This window comes from Streptomyces sp. NPDC059743 (genome assembly GCF_042732975.1).
In the GTDB taxonomy this organism is placed as follows: domain Bacteria; phylum Actinomycetota; class Actinomycetes; order Streptomycetales; family Streptomycetaceae; genus Streptomyces.
The window spans coordinates 115,028-130,639 of sequence record NZ_JBHWGS010000013.1 but is presented as its reverse complement, the minus strand read 5'-3'; the positions used below and the strand labels follow the sequence as shown (position 1 = coordinate 130,639).

The 15,612-nt window shown below is 67.8% G+C and carries 15 protein-coding genes; 11 read left to right on the top strand and 4 right to left on the bottom strand.

The annotated features are described in order from the left end of the window. The first annotated feature begins 138 nt into the window (after positions 1-138). The 4 genes from tuf to ACFV6H_RS23590 all read left to right on the top strand — a co-directional run bounded on the left by tuf (position 139) and on the right by ACFV6H_RS23590 (position 6,340). Positions 139-1,332: an elongation factor Tu gene (gene tuf, locus ACFV6H_RS23605; RefSeq protein WP_384987946.1), complete on the top strand. Its 1,194-nt coding sequence runs from the start codon at positions 139-141 to the stop codon at positions 1,330-1,332. A gap of 180 nt (positions 1,333-1,512) precedes the next feature. Then, the gene (locus ACFV6H_RS23600) at positions 1,513-2,124 is read left to right on the top strand and encodes a hypothetical protein (RefSeq protein WP_384987948.1); all 612 of its coding nucleotides are present in this window, start codon (positions 1,513-1,515) and stop codon (positions 2,122-2,124) included. 77 nt (positions 2,125-2,201) lie between these two features. Continuing rightward, positions 2,202-2,699: a hypothetical protein gene (locus tag ACFV6H_RS23595; RefSeq protein WP_385545325.1), complete on the top strand. Its 498-nt coding sequence runs from the start codon at positions 2,202-2,204 to the stop codon at positions 2,697-2,699. Between the two features lie 347 nt (positions 2,700-3,046). Further along, entirely contained in the window at positions 3,047-6,340 is a 3,294-nt protein-coding gene (locus ACFV6H_RS23590) for a glycosyl hydrolase 115 family protein (RefSeq protein WP_385545322.1), read from the top strand. A 158-nt stretch (positions 6,341-6,498) separates the two neighbouring features. Here the strand turns inward: ACFV6H_RS23590 and ACFV6H_RS23585 are convergent, their stop codons facing one another. The 4 genes from ACFV6H_RS23585 to ACFV6H_RS23570 form a co-directional block, all read right to left on the bottom strand. Beyond that, positions 6,499-7,086 (bottom strand): Uma2 family endonuclease, encoded by a 588-nt coding sequence (locus tag ACFV6H_RS23585; RefSeq protein ID WP_385545319.1) that lies wholly within the window; start codon positions 7,084-7,086, stop codon positions 6,499-6,501. Positions 7,087-7,193: 107 nt separating this feature from the next. Beyond that, a complete protein-coding gene (locus ACFV6H_RS23580; protein ID WP_385545315.1) occupies positions 7,194-8,507 on the bottom strand; it encodes a ThuA domain-containing protein in 1,314 nt (437 codons plus the stop codon). A gap of 1,509 nt (positions 8,508-10,016) precedes the next feature. Next, positions 10,017-10,208: a hypothetical protein gene (locus ACFV6H_RS23575; protein WP_385545312.1), complete on the bottom strand. Its 192-nt coding sequence runs from the start codon at positions 10,206-10,208 to the stop codon at positions 10,017-10,019. 14 nt (positions 10,209-10,222) lie between these two features. Next, complete coding sequence (locus ACFV6H_RS23570) at positions 10,223-10,669, bottom strand: ATP-binding protein (RefSeq protein WP_385545309.1); 447 nt, start codon at positions 10,667-10,669, stop codon at positions 10,223-10,225. A gap of 169 nt (positions 10,670-10,838) precedes the next feature. Between ACFV6H_RS23570 and ACFV6H_RS23565 the strand changes: the two genes are divergently transcribed. The 7 genes from ACFV6H_RS23565 to rplC all read left to right on the top strand — a co-directional run bounded on the left by ACFV6H_RS23565 (position 10,839) and on the right by rplC (position 15,606). Further along, positions 10,839-11,714 (top strand): helix-turn-helix transcriptional regulator, encoded by an 876-nt coding sequence (locus ACFV6H_RS23565; RefSeq protein ID WP_385545306.1) that lies wholly within the window; start codon positions 10,839-10,841, stop codon positions 11,712-11,714. Next, positions 11,711-11,917 (top strand): DUF397 domain-containing protein, encoded by a 207-nt coding sequence (locus tag ACFV6H_RS23560; RefSeq protein WP_385545303.1) that lies wholly within the window; start codon positions 11,711-11,713, stop codon positions 11,915-11,917. Before ACFV6H_RS23565 ends, ACFV6H_RS23560 begins: the two co-directional genes overlap by 4 nt. 5 nt (positions 11,918-11,922) lie before the next feature. Then, the gene (locus ACFV6H_RS23555) at positions 11,923-12,171 is read left to right on the top strand and encodes a DUF397 domain-containing protein (protein WP_385545300.1); all 249 of its coding nucleotides are present in this window, start codon (positions 11,923-11,925) and stop codon (positions 12,169-12,171) included. Positions 12,172-12,338: 167 nt separating this feature from the next. Beyond that, the gene (locus ACFV6H_RS23550) at positions 12,339-13,676 is read left to right on the top strand and encodes an AAA family ATPase (protein ID WP_385545297.1); all 1,338 of its coding nucleotides are present in this window, start codon (positions 12,339-12,341) and stop codon (positions 13,674-13,676) included. After that, a complete protein-coding gene (locus tag ACFV6H_RS23545) occupies positions 13,673-14,179 on the top strand; it encodes a hypothetical protein (RefSeq protein WP_385545294.1) in 507 nt (168 codons plus the stop codon). Before ACFV6H_RS23550 ends, ACFV6H_RS23545 begins: the two co-directional genes overlap by 4 nt. 459 nt (positions 14,180-14,638) lie before the next feature. Then, positions 14,639-14,947 (top strand): 30S ribosomal protein S10, encoded by a 309-nt coding sequence (gene rpsJ / locus ACFV6H_RS23540; RefSeq protein ID WP_003948644.1) that lies wholly within the window; start codon positions 14,639-14,641, stop codon positions 14,945-14,947. 14 nt (positions 14,948-14,961) lie between these two features. Further along, the gene (gene rplC / locus ACFV6H_RS23535; protein ID WP_093600075.1) at positions 14,962-15,606 is read left to right on the top strand and encodes a 50S ribosomal protein L3; all 645 of its coding nucleotides are present in this window, start codon (positions 14,962-14,964) and stop codon (positions 15,604-15,606) included. The last annotated feature ends 6 nt before the right edge of the window (positions 15,607-15,612 follow it).

The following is a 15,612-nucleotide window of genomic DNA, read 5'->3' as shown; positions in this document are numbered from 1 at the left end:
GCTTTAGGCTTGTCACCGGGAAGCCCTGGGGCATTCCCGCCGGATCACGGCGGGAGCGCCCCGGGCCCCGGCATCCCAGCAAAGATCACCTGGCGCCGATGAGTAAGGCGTACAGAACCACTCCACAGGAGGACCCCAGTGGCGAAGGCGAAGTTCGAGCGGACTAAGCCGCACGTCAACATCGGCACCATCGGTCACATCGACCACGGTAAGACGACCCTCACGGCCGCCATTACCAAGGTGCTGCATGACGCGTTTCCGGACCTGAACGAGGCCTCGGCCTTCGACCAGATCGACAAGGCTCCTGAGGAGCGCCAGCGCGGTATCACCATCTCCATCGCGCATGTCGAGTACCAGACCGAGTCGCGTCACTACGCGCACGTCGACTGCCCCGGTCACGCGGACTACATCAAGAACATGATCACGGGTGCGGCGCAGATGGACGGCGCCATTCTCGTGGTCGCCGCCACCGACGGCCCGATGCCGCAGACCAAGGAGCACGTGCTCCTGGCCCGCCAGGTCGGCGTGCCGTACATCGTTGTCGCCCTGAACAAGGCCGACATGGTGGACGACGAGGAGATCCTGGAGCTCGTCGAGCTCGAGGTCCGTGAGCTTCTCTCCGAGTACGAGTTCCCGGGCGACGACCTGCCGGTCATCAAGGTCTCGGCGCTCAAGGCGCTCGAGGGCGACAAGGAGTGGGGCCAGACGGTCCTGGACCTGATGGCCGCCGTCGACGAGGCGATCCCGCAGCCCGAGCGCGATGTCGACAAGCCGTTCCTGATGCCGATCGAGGACGTCTTCACGATCACCGGTCGTGGCACCGTCGTCACCGGCCGTATCGAGCGTGGTGTCCTCAAGGTCAACGAGACCGTCGACATCGTCGGTATCAAGACCGAGAAGACCACCACCACGGTCACCGGCATCGAGATGTTCCGCAAGCTGCTCGACGAGGGCCAGGCCGGCGAGAACGTCGGTCTGCTCCTCCGTGGCATCAAGCGCGAGGACGTCGAGCGCGGCCAGGTCATCATCAAGCCGGGTTCGGTCACGCCGCACACCAGCTTCGAGGCCCAGGCCTACATCCTGTCGAAGGACGAGGGTGGCCGTCACACCCCGTTCTTCAACAACTACCGCCCGCAGTTCTACTTCCGTACCACGGACGTGACCGGCGTGGTGACCCTCCCCGAGGGCACCGAGATGGTCATGCCGGGCGACAACACCGTCATGACGGTCGAGCTGATCCAGCCCGTCGCCATGGAGGAGGGCCTCAAGTTCGCCATCCGTGAGGGCGGCCGGACCGTCGGCGCCGGCCAGGTCACCAAGATCAACAAGTAGTTCACCGACCTGGTCCGCGAGGGCCCCGCATTCCGTCCGGTGAGGACGGTGGTGCGGGGCCTTTGTCGTGCCCGGCGGGCCACACTTGTTGTGATCGAGTTGATGCGGAGAGTGAGTGGCAGCTAGTTTGACGGCGGCGTACCTGACCTGTGCGCCTGGTGCACGAAGGGGACAGACCGTATGAACCGCTCACGGATCGTCGGTGCCGCGCTCGCCGGTGCCCTGCTGGTCACGGCCGGCGGCTCGACCACTGCCACCGCCGTCGGTGCCAAGGCCGACCCGGCCTACAAGATCCTCAAGCAACTCGACTACCGCGGCCCCGGGCGGGCGGCGCTCCGGCTCGGGTACTACACGGCGGCGTCCGACAAGGGATTCGGCTGGACGAAGGTGAAGAACAAGCACAACATCACCAAGTACTCGGCGGTGGAGTACATCGCGAAGTCGCCCAACCGTCGGCACATCGGCGGGCAGTCCTACCGTGAGTCGGGCTATGCGGGCAAGTACGCGTGCGGCAGGGGGGTGTGCCGGCTGGTCAAGCAGTACAAGGTCCTGCTGACGGTCAACGAGAAGAAGCTCAGGGATGGCCATGACAAGGGCGTGATCACCCAGTACTGCGTGGGGATTGTCCGGTGCCCGAACTGGGTCACCACGGCGCTGGCCAAGGCCAATGCCAAGGCGGTGGCGGTCTCGGGCGCAGAACGGTACGTCGGTGGGTACGAGCCGTTCGCTTCAGCGGTCCGTGCGCCCGAGAGGGATCTCCGCTATGTCGGTTCATACGGCCGGCTCTCATGAAGTGGACGGGGTTCGATCCGCACAGAAGTCCTGGAAATCCCGGAGGAAGGCTTGTGGCCAGTCCGGACAGTACATTTTTGAGCCGCGCGTCCGAGGCTGCCTTCGAACTGGGCGCGGACGGTTTTCGCTTGTCGACGCTGACAGTTGCTTCCCGGCAGCTCGCTTTCACCGACACCGGTGTCGCGCCCGGCCCGCCCCGCTATGCCGACGGTGCGCCTCCGGTGCCGGGCCGCGCGGGACGGCGTGAGTACGACTGGCAGCCCGCCGTCGAGGCGCCCTCCTGGATGCAACTGGCCTGGCTGCTGGAGGACTTGGCCACCTGGATCGACCCACTGGCCGAAGAGCACGTCACCCTGATCGGTGTCGAGTCATCTGTCGCGCACTGGTGCGATGTGCTGGTCCGCGACGGAGACACCGAGTACCGGGTGCGTATCGCGCTGGCCGACCGGGAGGACCTGCTGGACTTCCCGGGGATATATCTCCGGGACCTCTTCGCGGAGGGCCGCCAGCGGCGATATCTGGTGGCGGAGCCGCGGGAGGAGATGGCGGTGGTGGATCTGCGGGGGGTGCTCTAGGGTTTTTCGTTTGGGTCTGGCTGGATCAGGGAGCGCCCGCCGCGGGAGCGGCTGATGTCGGCGTTGGTGCCGTGGATCGCAAGGCGGAGGAGGGAGCCATGGCGGAGCCCTGGTGACCGACGACAACGCGGCGAGGCGCGGCCCGCCGCGGCAGCGGCTGATGTCACTGCGGGCACACGAGCCCGGCAAGATCCAAACGAGAGGCCCTAGGCGCCACGTGGCACTGTTCGAAAGTATTTCGAGCGTGCAGGGCCATTGTTTCGGGGAATTCTCCGATCCAGTATGCAGACCAGTATGCGGAGACGTCACCAAGCGGCGTCGGCGACTGGAGGAGATTCATGGGTGTCATGGGGAGTGCCGGCCCGCGCGAGCCCAGCCGCAGAGCCGTTCTCGGCACCGGGATCGGGATCGGTGCCGGGGTGGTGGTCGGTCTCGGTACGGCGGGTCCTGCCGCCGCGGCTGTACCGGGAGGAGGCGTACGGCCCACGGATCCGGGTGCGTACATCTCCTTCACGCCGAGGACCGGTGCCTTCCCGCTCGTACGGTCCGGGCGCGCGGCGCCGCTCGTGGTCAGCGGCGACGACCACCCCGGCGTGGTACGGGCGGTGGGTGATCTGCGGGACGACATCGAGCGTGTCACCGGAGTACGCCCGGACCTCGGCGGGCGTGGTGTCCCGGCGGGCCACCGGGAGATCGTCCTCATCGGTACGATCGGGCGCTCGCCGCTGGTCGACGGCCTGATCGCCGCCGGAAAGCTCGATGTCAGCGGGATCGAGGGCGCCTGGGAGACCTCGCTCCAGACCGTGGTCGAGCACCCGCTGCCGGGAGTGGACCGCGCGTTCGTCGTGGCCGGCAGTGATCAGCGCGGCACGATCTTCGGCGTGTACGACGTGTCCCTCGGGATCGGTGTCTCGCCCTGGTACTGGTGGGACGACGTACGGCCGGTCCGCCGCGACGCCCTCTATGTCCTGCCCGGCCGCCATACGCAGGGCACGCCCGCCGTGAAGTACCGCGGGATCTTCATCAACGACGAGAACCCGGCGCTCGGCACCTGGGCCCCGGCCTACTTCGGTCCCGGCAAGGCCGAGGGCTTCCCCGGCGGTTTCAACGCCGGCTTCTACGCCAAGGTTTTCGAGGTCATGCTGCGCCTCAAGGCGAACTATCTGTGGCCCGCGGTGTGGGGGCGCGCCTTCGCCGAGGACGATCCGCTCAATCACGCCCGCGCCAAGGAATATGGGATTGTCATGGGCACGTCCCATGAGGCTCCGATGATGCGGGGCATCGAGGAGTGGAACCGCCATGCCGTCCCGCCCGTACGCGACAGCGACGGCACGATCGTCACGCCCGGGCACGATCCGTACGGCGGCACCGGCGAATGGTCCTTCCTCCGCAACGCCGAGGCGATCAAGGCCTATTGGACCGAAGGGATCCGGCGCCTGGCCGAGCAGGACTTCGAGGGCGTGGTCACGCTCGGCATGCGCGGCAACGGCGATACGAGCCTGCCGGACGGCGACGGCATCGAGCTGATGCGGGAGATCATCGCGGCGCAACGGCAGATCCTGGCGGAGGTCCTGGGGGAGTGGGCCGCGGAGCGGGCTGCCGCGACCGTGGGTGGCGCGGGCTCTGCGGCCGTCGCGGGGGCCTCTCGTACGGAAGGGCCATCCCGTACGGCAGGAGCCTCCCGTACCGCCCTCGCCTCCGTCCCGCAGGTGTGGACCCTCTACAAGGAGGTCCAGCACTACTGGGACCGCGGACTGCGCGCGCCCGACGATGTCACCGTCGTCCTCACCGACGACAACTGGGGCAATATCCGCAAGCATCCCGACCCGGCCGAGCCCGCCCGCAGTGGCGGCTACGGCCTCTACTACCACTTCGACTATGTCGGTCTCGGCCGTAACTACAAATGGGTCGACACCACCTCCCTGCCGAACATGTGGGACCAACTGCACCAGGCCGTCGCGTACGGCAACAACCGTCTCTGGGTCACCAATGTGGGTGATCTCAAGGGCAATGAGCTGCCGACCCAGTTCTTCCTCGACTACGCCTGGAACCCGGACCGCTGGACGCTCCCCGACCTGCCCGAGTGGGAACGGAGCTACGCCCGGCAGAACTTCGGTGAGGCGCAGGCCGCCGCGATCGCCTCCGTACTGGCCGCGTACGGCCGGCTCCAGTCGCGCCGCAAGCCCGAACTGCTCAACCGCAGGATCACCCTGGACCCGGCGAAGGACCCGGCCACCGACTCCTCGGCGGTGGTCTACGACGACCAGGCCACGCCGTTTTCGCTCACTGCCCACCGCGAGCTGGAGCGGGTCACCGAGGAGTGGCGGCAACTCGCCAAGGACGCCGACCGGATCGCCCGGCGTCTGCCGGCGGCCGACCAGGACGCGTGGTACGAACTGGCCGGGTACGCGGTCCAGGCCACCGCCAATCTCTACGCGCTGCGCGAGGCCGAGTTCACCAACCTTCTCTACGCCCGGCAGGGCCGCGCCGCCACCAACGACCGTGCGACCGCCGCCGAGGCCGGGCTCGCCGAGGACTTCGCGCTGGCCGAGCGCTTCAACTCCCGGGTGGCGGGCGGCAAATGGCGGGGCTTCCAGACCCAGCCGCACATCGGGTACGGAGACATCGAGCGGTACGGTCCGAACGCGCCCTGGCAGCAGCCCGAGCTGGACAATGTCGCCCTGCCCGACGAACTGTTCCCCGCCGTCCGGCGTATCGAACTGCCGGAAGGCGCGCGGCTGGGCGTGGCGGTGGACGGCTCGGAGGAGTGGTGGCCGGGCGCGGGAAGCCGGGCGGTGCTGCCAGAGTTCAGCCCGTACCAGACCTGCCCTGCCCAGTACATCGAGGTCTTCAACCGGGGCCTGAGCCCGTTCGGCTACCGCATCGTGCCGTCCGTGCCCTGGATCACCGTCGACCGCCCGCAGGGCCAGGTCGGTCAGCAGATACGGGCGACGCTGCGGGTGGACTGGTCGCGGGCGCCGCGTGGCCGGACGGAGGCGGAGATCGTGGTGTACGGGCCGGAGGGCACGGCGGTCCCGGTCACGGCGGTGGTCGACCACCGGCGGATGCTCGACGGCCTCGCGGGCGTCAACGGCTTTGTGGAGGCGGGCGGTTATGTCGCGATCGACGCGGAGCACGCCACCCGCGCGGTCGCCGCCGACGGTGTCCGCTGGCAGCGCATCGAAGGCATCGGGCGTACGGGCGCGGGCATGACACCTTTCCCGGTCACCGCCGCGAGCCGGACGCCGAGGCGCGGCGGAGGCTCGCCGCGGCTGGAGTACGAGCTGAGCCTGCTGACCTCCGGGCCGGTCACGGTCTGGGCGTACGTCTCACCACGCAACCCGGCGCTGCCGACCGCGGGTCTGCGGTACGCGGTGTCCTTCGACGACGAGGTCCCGCAGGTGGTCGACATCATCGCGGCGACGGGCGCGGACGACGGAACGATGAACCCGCAGTGGGCGCGCAACACCTCGGACAACATCAACCGCACGCCCACCCGCCACACCCTCCCCCGAGCGGGCCGCCACCGCCTCACCTTCTGGATGGTGGACCCGACGGTGATCCTGCAACGCCTGCTGATCGACACGGGCGGCCTGCCGACGACGTACTTGGGTCCGGGGGAGAGCTACCGGGCGGGGTGAGGGGGCTGAGGGCTGGGGTGGACCGCCGTTACGGATCGTCTTCGGCCGGCGCGCTGTGCACGGCGCACTTCTCGGCCGCGTGCCGCTGCCAGAAGCTCTCCTCGTCCCAGGACCGCGCGTTCTCCAGATGCCGAAGCCGCCGCTCCGAAGGACGGGCCCTAGGAGTAGCGGGGCAGGCGGTCGGTTGAGATCGTCCACTCGGCAATCGTGATCTCCTCGCCGTACAGGAAGTCCTTGCGGGTCGCGTACCGGGGGCCAGCCGGGGTGGGGTGGATGTCGGACAGGACCGCGCCCGTGCCGGTGCGTGGATCGAAGATCACGTACACCGGAATCCCGAGCAGCGGATAGTCCCGCACCTTGCTCACCCAGTCGTTGTCCGGGTTGGAGCGGGACACCACTTCGATGGCGGCGACGAGCGTGCGCGGGTCGATGGAGCCCTCGGTCTCCATGTCGGCCTCGGCGATCACGATCACGTCCGGGTGACGCATCACGCCCGCATGCGGGTCTTCCACATCGGGCGTGCCCGTGTGGGCCAGCAGGTCGTCCGGCATGACCTGCTCCAGCCGTCGGCTGATGCGGGCCGCTGTCAGCTCGTGGGGCCCGCCGGGGGAGATCATGTCGTGGACGATTCCGTCCTCTGTGATCTCCAGCTTGCCGGGAACGCTGTCCTGCACCTGTTCAACGATGTCGCGCATCGCCCGGTACCGGAGAGAGTCGCACCGTAGAGGATCAGGGGCGATCGTCATGTCCCTCGCTTCCGTCCCTCGGCGATCCGGCCGCGTCCTGCTGTGCAGGCGACGAGTCCGCGGCTCATGCTACCGAGCTGCGGACTCGTCACCTGGGCGCGCGAAGGTCAGGGCTGCTGCACCAGCTGGAACGACTGGGCCGCCGAGCCGTTGCACGGGCGCTGGATCAGCTGGGTGCCGGAGGTCGCGCCGTCCGGGGCGCTCAGGCACTTTCCGCTGTGGCGGGCCGTGAAGTGGTAGCGGCCTGCCGTCTCCGCCACGGCCTGCCACTGCTGGTTCAGGCCGCCGGTGTAGTTCCAGAGCTGAATCGGAGCATTGTCGGCGGTCGAGACATCGGTGACATCGACGGCCTGCTGGGCGTTGGCGCGCGGTCCGATACGGGAGAAGCCGCTGTCCGTGGAGCGGATCTGGTACTGCTGGGCCAGCGTGCTGTTGCAGGTGTACTGCTGGATCGCCGTGCCGTTCGCGGTCGCCGCGGCACGGGCGTCCACGCACAGGTTGTTGCCGGCGTTCACGAGCGCGTACCAGGCGGACTCGTTGATCGGTCCCGGCGGCGTCGGGTTACCGCCCTCGCCCGTACCGAGCCACTTGAGGCTGTCGAGGACGAAACGGTTCTGGGTCGCGCTGCCGAAGGTGGAGGAGAGCGTCTGGCCCGTGCTGTAGTTCATGGCGTTGTGCCCGAAGTTGGCGTAGATCATCTTGTAGCTGGTGTTGGTCCACATGATCGGGTAGTAGCCGCTGTACCAGGACTGGTTGGGGTCCGTACCGAGCGGGAAGCTCACCGGGTCGACCGACGAGAGGATCTTGATGTTCGACCGGGTCCTGAGGTCGTTGGTCCAGCTGTACCACTCGCTGACCGACGAGGTGAAGGTGGTCGGCAGGCCGGTGGTCGTGGGGTGGGTACGGTCCTCCACCTTGAGCGTCGCGGTGGTCGGGCCCCAGGTGTTGGAGCGGAAGTTCCCGGATCCGAGGAAGTCGTTGTAGTACCAGGACCAGCCGCCGGCGTTGGTGGTGAACGCGGACACATGGAAGCCCATCCAGGCCCCGCCGCTGCGCATGTACCGCTCGAAGCCCGACCGCTGGGCGGCCGTCTGCGGTGCGTCGTCGAGGAAGAGCACCACCTGGTACTGGTCCTTGGTGATGTTCGTGAGCTGGTTCCAGTTGTTGGTCGCCGTGTACGAGAAGTTGTTGGCGGCGGCCTGCTGGGGGAACCAGGTGTTGGCTTCCCGTACGAAGCTGATGTGGGCGTCGTCCCAGGTGCCGTTGTAGAACGCCAGCACATTGAACGGCGCGGCGGCGTTCGCCTTCTGAACGGCGCCATGGGCGGCGGGAGCGGCAGTCAGGCCGAGGAGTACGGCGAGCAGCGCGAGGAGTCGTACACCGACATTCCTCAGGCGGCCACTGTCTCTGATCGTGGTCATCGCGGGGACGATCCCTTCTTCTGCCAACGGTGGGGGGTGCGGGGGTGCGTGAACTGCGCGAGCTGCGTGGTCACGTGCTGTCATGTATCTGACATGTATTCACGCATGCGGCCCGCTCGTGATTTAAGAAGTGAACTCACGCCACGTCAAGGTCCTGGTATGGACCAATGTCCGGGTGGGGGCCGGCGGGTGTTGGGTGCGGGCCGGTGGGTGGTGTGCGCGGGAGTGGAGTGGGGCGGTGGCGCGTGGGTTTGGCGTCGGGCCGCCGTCCGTTTGCTGGGGTTCAGGACCGCTGTGAGGGTGGGGTTGTTGTCTGCGGGTCAGACCCAAGAGGTAGCCGTGGTGGGCCGGTAGGTCCTGTGTGACGTGGGGGCCGCCCCTGAGGTTTGAGTTTCGCGATTGCGGGCCGGGCGTCAAGGGCGCTCCTCCGTCGCGTCGGCTGCGCCGATTCCGCTGCGCTCCACCCTTGACACCCGTCCCTCCATCGCAAGTACAGGCATGGGAGGGGCGGCCCGGGGGAGGGGTCCCCGGGGAGGAGCCTGGTGGGCTCGGGTCCTTTCCGGCCGCCAGGCCGGTGGTTGGTCTGCGCGGCAGTGGAATGGGGCGGTGGCGCGTCGGCTCGGCGTCTGACCACCGTCCTTTTGCCGGGGTTCAGTCCCGTGTCTGAGCTGGGTGGGTGGCGGGGTGGGTGGGGCTGTGCGGAAGGGAAATGGGCCTGTGCGGGCCGTCGATACGTCCTGAGGACGGCTTATCGCTACTGAGGACACAAGACCGGCCTCGGAGGACTCCCAACGGGCAGGCAAATAGTGGCATATGGGGCATCAATAGATGTCCGCCACCCGCTCATCCCGACCTGAGGGCCGTCCGACGGCCTCTTGTGTCCTGCGGACGCGAGGAGCGGACGGACACCGGCCTGCCGCTCCACCACTGGGCTTCTGGCCTGGCGGATGGGATGGGCTGATGCCCGGGGTGTCACTCGGACACGGATCTCAGACACGGTCCTGAACCCCAGCAAACAGCGGACGGCCTGACGCTGAGCCGGTGCCGGGCCGCCCCATTCCACTGCCGCGTACTCCACCCACCGGGCCGCAGGCCGGAAAGAAACAGGAACCTCCCACTGAGCTCCCCGGGGACCCCTCCCCCGGGCCGCCCCTCCCATGCCTGTACTTGCGATGGAGGGACGGGTGTCAAGGGTGGAGCGCAGCGGAATCGGCGCAGCCGACGCGACGGAGGAGCGCCCTTGACGCCCGGCCCGCAATCGCGAAACTCAAACCTCAGGGGCGGCCCCCACGTCACACAGGACCTACCGGCCCACCACGGCTACCTCTTGGGTCTGACCCGCAGACAACGGCCCCACCCCAACTGCGGTCCTGAACCCCAGCCACCTGCCGGCGGTCCGACGCCGAGCCGGCGCGCCACCGCCCCACTCCACTCCCGCGCACACCACCCACCGGCCCTCAAGCCGATGCCGTCACCGATGTCCACGCGGGATCTCCCACGCGCGGATCGTCACTTGCACCGGATCGCGGTGGCAATGACAGGTGTACGTGTACGAGTGCCCTTCCTCCGCATTCGCTCCGACACCGTCACGAGCCCCTCCGGCTCGTCCGACGGCGACATCCACGCGTACAGCACACCCACCGCCAGTACGACCATGCTCACCGCGATCGACACCGCGCCCCAAAGTGCCCTGTCGGTCATCGGTTCCATCTCCATCACCCACGGGCTCCCGTTCCCAGTTCGGCCCAGACCGTCTTGCAGGCGCCCGGTCCCGGCGTGATGCCCCAGCGGTCCGCCAGCGCGTCGATCAGGAGCAGGCCGCGTCCACGCTCGATGTCCGGTGGGGCGCCCGTTCGTACGGTCGGTACGTGTCCAGGGCGGGTGTCCGTCACCTCGATACGGAGCGTGTCCGCCGTCGTGAGCGTGAGAGTGAGACTGAAGTCCCGTCCGGGCGCGCTCCCGTGGAGCGCGGCGTTCGACGCCAGCTCGGCCACGACGAGCTCCGCCGTTTCGAAGGGCACCTCCCACGAGCGCAGTTGCTCCACGGTGAGCAGCCGCGCGAGCCGGGCGCCTCGGCGGGTGGAGGACAGGCGGACGCAGAACTTCCGTGTGGGAAGCGTTGATTGGGCCGACGGATAGCGATCACTATTTTCGAGATTCACATCACACAGCGTGGCCGAGTGTGCGTAGGCTGAAAAGTGACGACGCCCGTACGGACAGTGACCGTCCGGTTGGGGCACGTGGTCTGGCGGAACTTGTCCGGCCTGTACACCGTGACCTCTCGCGCGCGTCGGCGCCGTAGAACGACGACAAGCGAGTCGGAGGGCCACAGTGAGTATCGACAACGACAGCACGGACTACACCACGGACGGCGCGGACGAGCCCGATTGGGAACCCGATGCCGGGGACGACTCCGGTGCGGTGATCGCGGCCGTCGCCCGTCAGATCAAGCTCTGGCGCGAGGCGGCGGGTTTGACGCAGGTGGAGTTCGGCACGGCGGTCGGCTACGGCGAGAACCAGATCTACAAGCTGGAGGCCAGAAAGCGCATCCCCAGGCCGGAGTTCCTGGACCTTGCGGACGAGGTGCTCGGCGCGGGCGGAAAGCTCGCCGCCATGAAGAAGGACCTGGTCGAGGCCCGCTATCCGAAGAAGGTGCGGGATCTGGCGAAGCTGGAGGCCGAAGCGGTTGAGATCGGGGCATACGGCAACCACAACCTGCATGGCCTGTTGCAGACGGAGGAGTACACGCGGGCGCTGTTCGACGTCCGGCGCCCGGCCCTCTCCCCGGACGATCAGGACCGGTATGTGTCAGCCCGTCTCGGACGGCAGGAGATCTTCGACCGCTCGCCGCTGGTCACGCTCACCTTTGTCCAAGAAGAGGTCACGCTGCGGCGGCCGATCGGGGGCAGAATGGTGCTGCGTCGGCAGCTCGAACACCTGCTGGAGATTGGCCGGTTGAGGCACGTCGAGATCCAGGTGATGCCGACGGACCGCGAGGACCATGCCGGAATGAGCGGTCAGCTCCAGGTGCTGAAGCTCAGGGACGGTTCGGCGGTGGGATACGTGGCGGGGCAGCTCACCACCCGTCTCCTCTCCGACCCGAAAGAGGTCCAGATCTTGGACCTTCGGTATGGAATCATCCGGTCGCAGGCTCTCAACCCACGGGAGTCGCTGGCCTTCATCGAGAAAGTGCTAGGGGAGACATGATCCGCAACTTCTCTGCCGAGAACGCTTCAGAGCCCGAGTGGTTCAAGAGCAGTTACAGCGGCAGCGACGACAATGATTGCGTCGAAGTCGCCGCCACCCCCACCGCCGTCCTCGTCCGCGACTCGAAGCACACCCACGGCCCCCGGCTCGCGCTTGCGCCGACCGCCTGGGCCGACTTCGTGGCGTACGCGTCGGAGCGCTGAGCCGCATGGAGTGGTTCAAGAGCAGCTACAGCAGCAACGACGGCCCCGACTGCGTCGAAGTCGCCGTCACAACCGCCTCCGCGCCGGAGTGGGCCAAGAGCAGCTACAGCGGCAGCAACGACAACGACTGCGTCGAAGTCGCCGCCACCCCCACCACCGTCCTCGTCCGCGACTCCAAGACCCCCCACCGCCCCCACCTCGCCCTCACCCCCACCGCCTGGGCCGACTTCATCTCGTACACCCGTAAGCACTGAGCCGCCCCCCGGGCGCACAGCGCGGACAGGGCGGACAGGGCGGACAGGGCGGACAGGGCGCACATGCCGTCCGAGTCCGCTGGACCGTCCTGGGCGGGTGCTGTTAGCTGAGAAGCGGTTCCGTGGTGCCCGGCCCGGACCAACCGGACGATCAAGAGAGGTGCCCGGTGCAGACACCCCGCCTGGAGGAGGTGCGCCTGACCTCCTTCAAGAGCTTCACCGACCAGCGCTTGCCGCTTCAGGCGCTCACCCTTCTGATCGGCCGGAACGGCAGCGGCAAGTCGAACGCGCTGGACGCTCTGACGGTCCTCTCCCGGCTGGCGCTCGGCGAGCCGGTACGGGACGCACTGGACGGGCCCCGCCACGGTGGGGAGGAGCCGATCCGTGGCGGTGCCGAAGGGTGCGCTCCGCTGGGGCGTGATGCCTTCGACATCGGCTGCCGGGTGCGCGTCGGGGAGGCGGTCTTCGACTTCGACGTCGAGATCGAGGTGCGGCCCACCGTCCGTATCCGCTGTGAGCGGCTGGTCGCCGTGGAGGGAGCCCTGTACGGCAACAGGAGGCTGCCGCCCGGCCGTGTCCTGCTGGTGGCGGAACCGCACAGAACACGCTCCGACACGCTCACGCTGCGCTACTTCAACGGCCGGAAAGAGCTTGAGGAGAGCGGCACGCCGATCCGGGACCGGCTCGTCTGCCCCCTGGCCCCGCTGCTGCTACCGGAGACAAGGGCCGGTCATCTGGTGCAGGAGGCCGCCGGCCATGTGATGGCCGCGCTCAAGGAGGTCTTCCTCCTGGACCCGGTACCGCACCTCATGCGCCGGTACGTTCCCGAGGGCGACACCGAACTGCGTCGCAGCGCGGACAATCTCAGCGCGGTGGTGGGTGAGCTGAGGCGCCACGACCCGCAGGCGTTCGGCCGGCTCAAGAAGCTGATCAGCGGGATGCCGGAGTACCCGGTGGTCGATGTGGACACGGTCGTCACCTCCCTGGGGGACGTACAGCTCGTACTCCACGAGTCCGGGTTCCATGGCGCCGTGCACGAGATCCCCGCCCGGCTCCTCAGCGACGGGATGCTCCGCTTCCTCGCCTTCGGTACGGCGATGCTCGATGTGTCCGTCCCGGGCAGCCTTGCGGGTGTCACCTGGCCCGACCGGCTCCTCGTGATCGAGGAGATCGAGAACGGGCTCTACCCCACCCAGGCCGCCCGGGTGCTGCGCCTCATGAGGGAGGAGTCGCGGCGAGGACGTATCGAGGTCCTCTTCACCACCCACAGTCCGGCGCTGCTCAACGCACTCACCGCACAGGACCACTCAGGAGTTCTGGTCTGCACCCGCGACCCGGACTCGGGCGAGAGCCGCCTGACGCGTCTCACCGATCTTCCCGGGTACGTGGAGCTGCTGGCGGCCGGTGACCTGGGAGACGCTGTCACCAAGGGACGTCTGCCGGATGCCGTACGCCCGCGCGAGACCGAAGTGACCAGCGTCGAGGATTTCTTGAGGAGCCTGTGAGCAAGCAGCGTCGGCCGGGACTCCGGCTCCCCGTCGTCGACTTCCTCGACACCTCCGTCTTTGTCGAGATTCTCGACATTCCCTTCAGAAATGATCACCGGGCGGAGATCCTGGCCGAGATGGACGCCAGGCTGAAGGAAGGCGTCCGGTTCGTCCTGCCTACGGCGACCGTCGTGGAGACCGGCAATCACGTCTTCCAGATCGCCGACGGCTCGGCCCGCCGCCGGTGCGCGGGTACGTTCATGGGGCTGCTGCGCAGGACCGCGGTCGGTGAAGCCCCGTGGGTGCTGCACGAGCGCACCTGGGACGGGTCCTTCCTGGTGTCTCTGTGCGACGGTGTCAGCACAGGGATGGATCTGGCCGAGCACGCCGTCCGGCGGCAGCTCGGGACGGGCGATCTGAGCATCGTGGTCGAACGTGACCTTTACGCGTCCCGCGCGCAGGCGGAGGTCCGTATCTGGACCCTGGAAGCCACGATGGGGACCTGGGCCGAGCTGCCCTGAGAGGGCGGAGCTGCCCTGAGAAGGCGGATGATTGGCGCGGAGGATTCGCCGATCAGCCCGTGGGGTACCCTTTCCGGCCCGATTGGCCAGGCGTGAGGCCGCTGTGGCACACTAGCCAGGTTGCTCGGTTGAGTGCCAATGCTGCGCGCCTCCCGCCGGGAGGACCGGAAGCGAGTCCCACAGTACTCGTCGTCCCAACTGCCTTATGGGCAGCGCTGGGACGGACGTACGGGAATCTTCCGGGAAGTGTCAGCGGGGCTCCGGCCAGGCGCCCGGTGGCCAATGCTTGATATAGCGGCCTGCGACCGGCTCGCGGACTTGGGCCGCACCCCCTCGGCTGGGAAATCCTTCGGGAGCTCTGAACAGAGGGGATGCGACACGCCCGACCGCGTGGGTCGGAGCAGAGCGCAAGGTCACCAGGTTCCAGAGCGTTACGAGAGACAGGACTACGAAGCAGCCATGGCGGGACAGAAGATCCGCATCCGGCTCAAGGCCTACGACCACGAGGTCATCGACTCATCGGCGAAGAAGATCGTCGAGACGGTGACGCGTACTGGTGCGTCGGTCGCGGGCCCGGTGCCGCTGCCCACTGAGAAGAACGTGTACTGCGTCATCAAGTCGCCGCACAAGTACAAGGACTCGCGCGAGCACTTCGAGATGCGCACGCACAAGCGCCTGATCGACATCCTCGACCCGACGCCCAAGACCGTTGACTCGTTGATGCGCCTGGACCTTCCGGCCGGCGTCGACATCGAGATCAAGCTCTGAGAGGCGCGGAAGAGATGGCAAAGCAGATCAAGGGTGTCCTGGGCGAGAAGCTCGGCATGACCCAGGTCTGGGACGAGAACAACCGTGTCGTCCCGGTGACCGTCGTCAAGGCCGGGCCCTGTGTCGTTACCCAGGTCCGTACGAATGACTCCGACGGCTACGAGTCGGTCCAGATCGCCTTCGGCGAGATCGACCCGCGCAAGGTGAACAAGCCTCTCAAGGGCCACTTCGCCAAGGCCGACGTGACCCCGCGCCGCCACCTGGTGGAGCTGCGTACCTCCGACGCCGGCGAGTACACGCTCGGCCAGGAGGTCACCGCCGCCGTGTTCGAGTCCGGCGTCAAGGTCGACGTCACGGGCAAGAGCAAGGGCAAGGGCTTCGCCGGTGTCATGAAGCGTCACAACTTCAAGGGCCTCGGCGCCGGTCACGGCACCCAGCGCAAGCACCGCTCTCCCGGTTCCATCGGTGGCTGCGCCACCCCGGGCCGTGTGTTCAAGGGCATGCGGATGGCCGGCCGTATGGGCAACGAGCGCGTGACCACCCAGAACCTGACCGTTCACGCCGTTGACGCGGAAAAGGGCCTGATCCTGATCAAGGGTGCGGTTCCTGGTCCGAACGGCGGCCTCGTCCTGGTCCGTACCGCGGCCAAGGGGGCTTGAGGTAAT

Coding starts and splice junctions, on each gene's coding strand:
- ACFV6H_RS23600 (WP_384987948.1), top strand. CDS start 1,513: ATGAACCGCTCACGGATCGTCGGTGCCGCGCTCGCCGGTGCCCTGCTG.
- ACFV6H_RS23590 (WP_385545322.1), top strand. CDS start 3,047: ATGGGGAGTGCCGGCCCGCGCGAGCCCAGCCGCAGAGCCGTTCTCGGC.
- ACFV6H_RS23585 (WP_385545319.1), bottom strand. CDS start 7,086: ATGACGATCGCCCCTGATCCTCTACGGTGCGACTCTCTCCGGTACCGG.
- ACFV6H_RS23580 (WP_385545315.1), bottom strand. CDS start 8,507: ATGACCACGATCAGAGACAGTGGCCGCCTGAGGAATGTCGGTGTACGA.
- ACFV6H_RS23575 (WP_385545312.1), bottom strand. CDS start 10,208: ATGACCGACAGGGCACTTTGGGGCGCGGTGTCGATCGCGGTGAGCATG.
- ACFV6H_RS23560 (WP_385545303.1), top strand. CDS start 11,711: ATGATCCGCAACTTCTCTGCCGAGAACGCTTCAGAGCCCGAGTGGTTC.
- ACFV6H_RS23555 (WP_385545300.1), top strand. CDS start 11,923: ATGGAGTGGTTCAAGAGCAGCTACAGCAGCAACGACGGCCCCGACTGC.
- rpsJ (WP_003948644.1), top strand. CDS start 14,639: ATGGCGGGACAGAAGATCCGCATCCGGCTCAAGGCCTACGACCACGAG.
- rplC (WP_093600075.1), top strand. CDS start 14,962: ATGGCAAAGCAGATCAAGGGTGTCCTGGGCGAGAAGCTCGGCATGACC.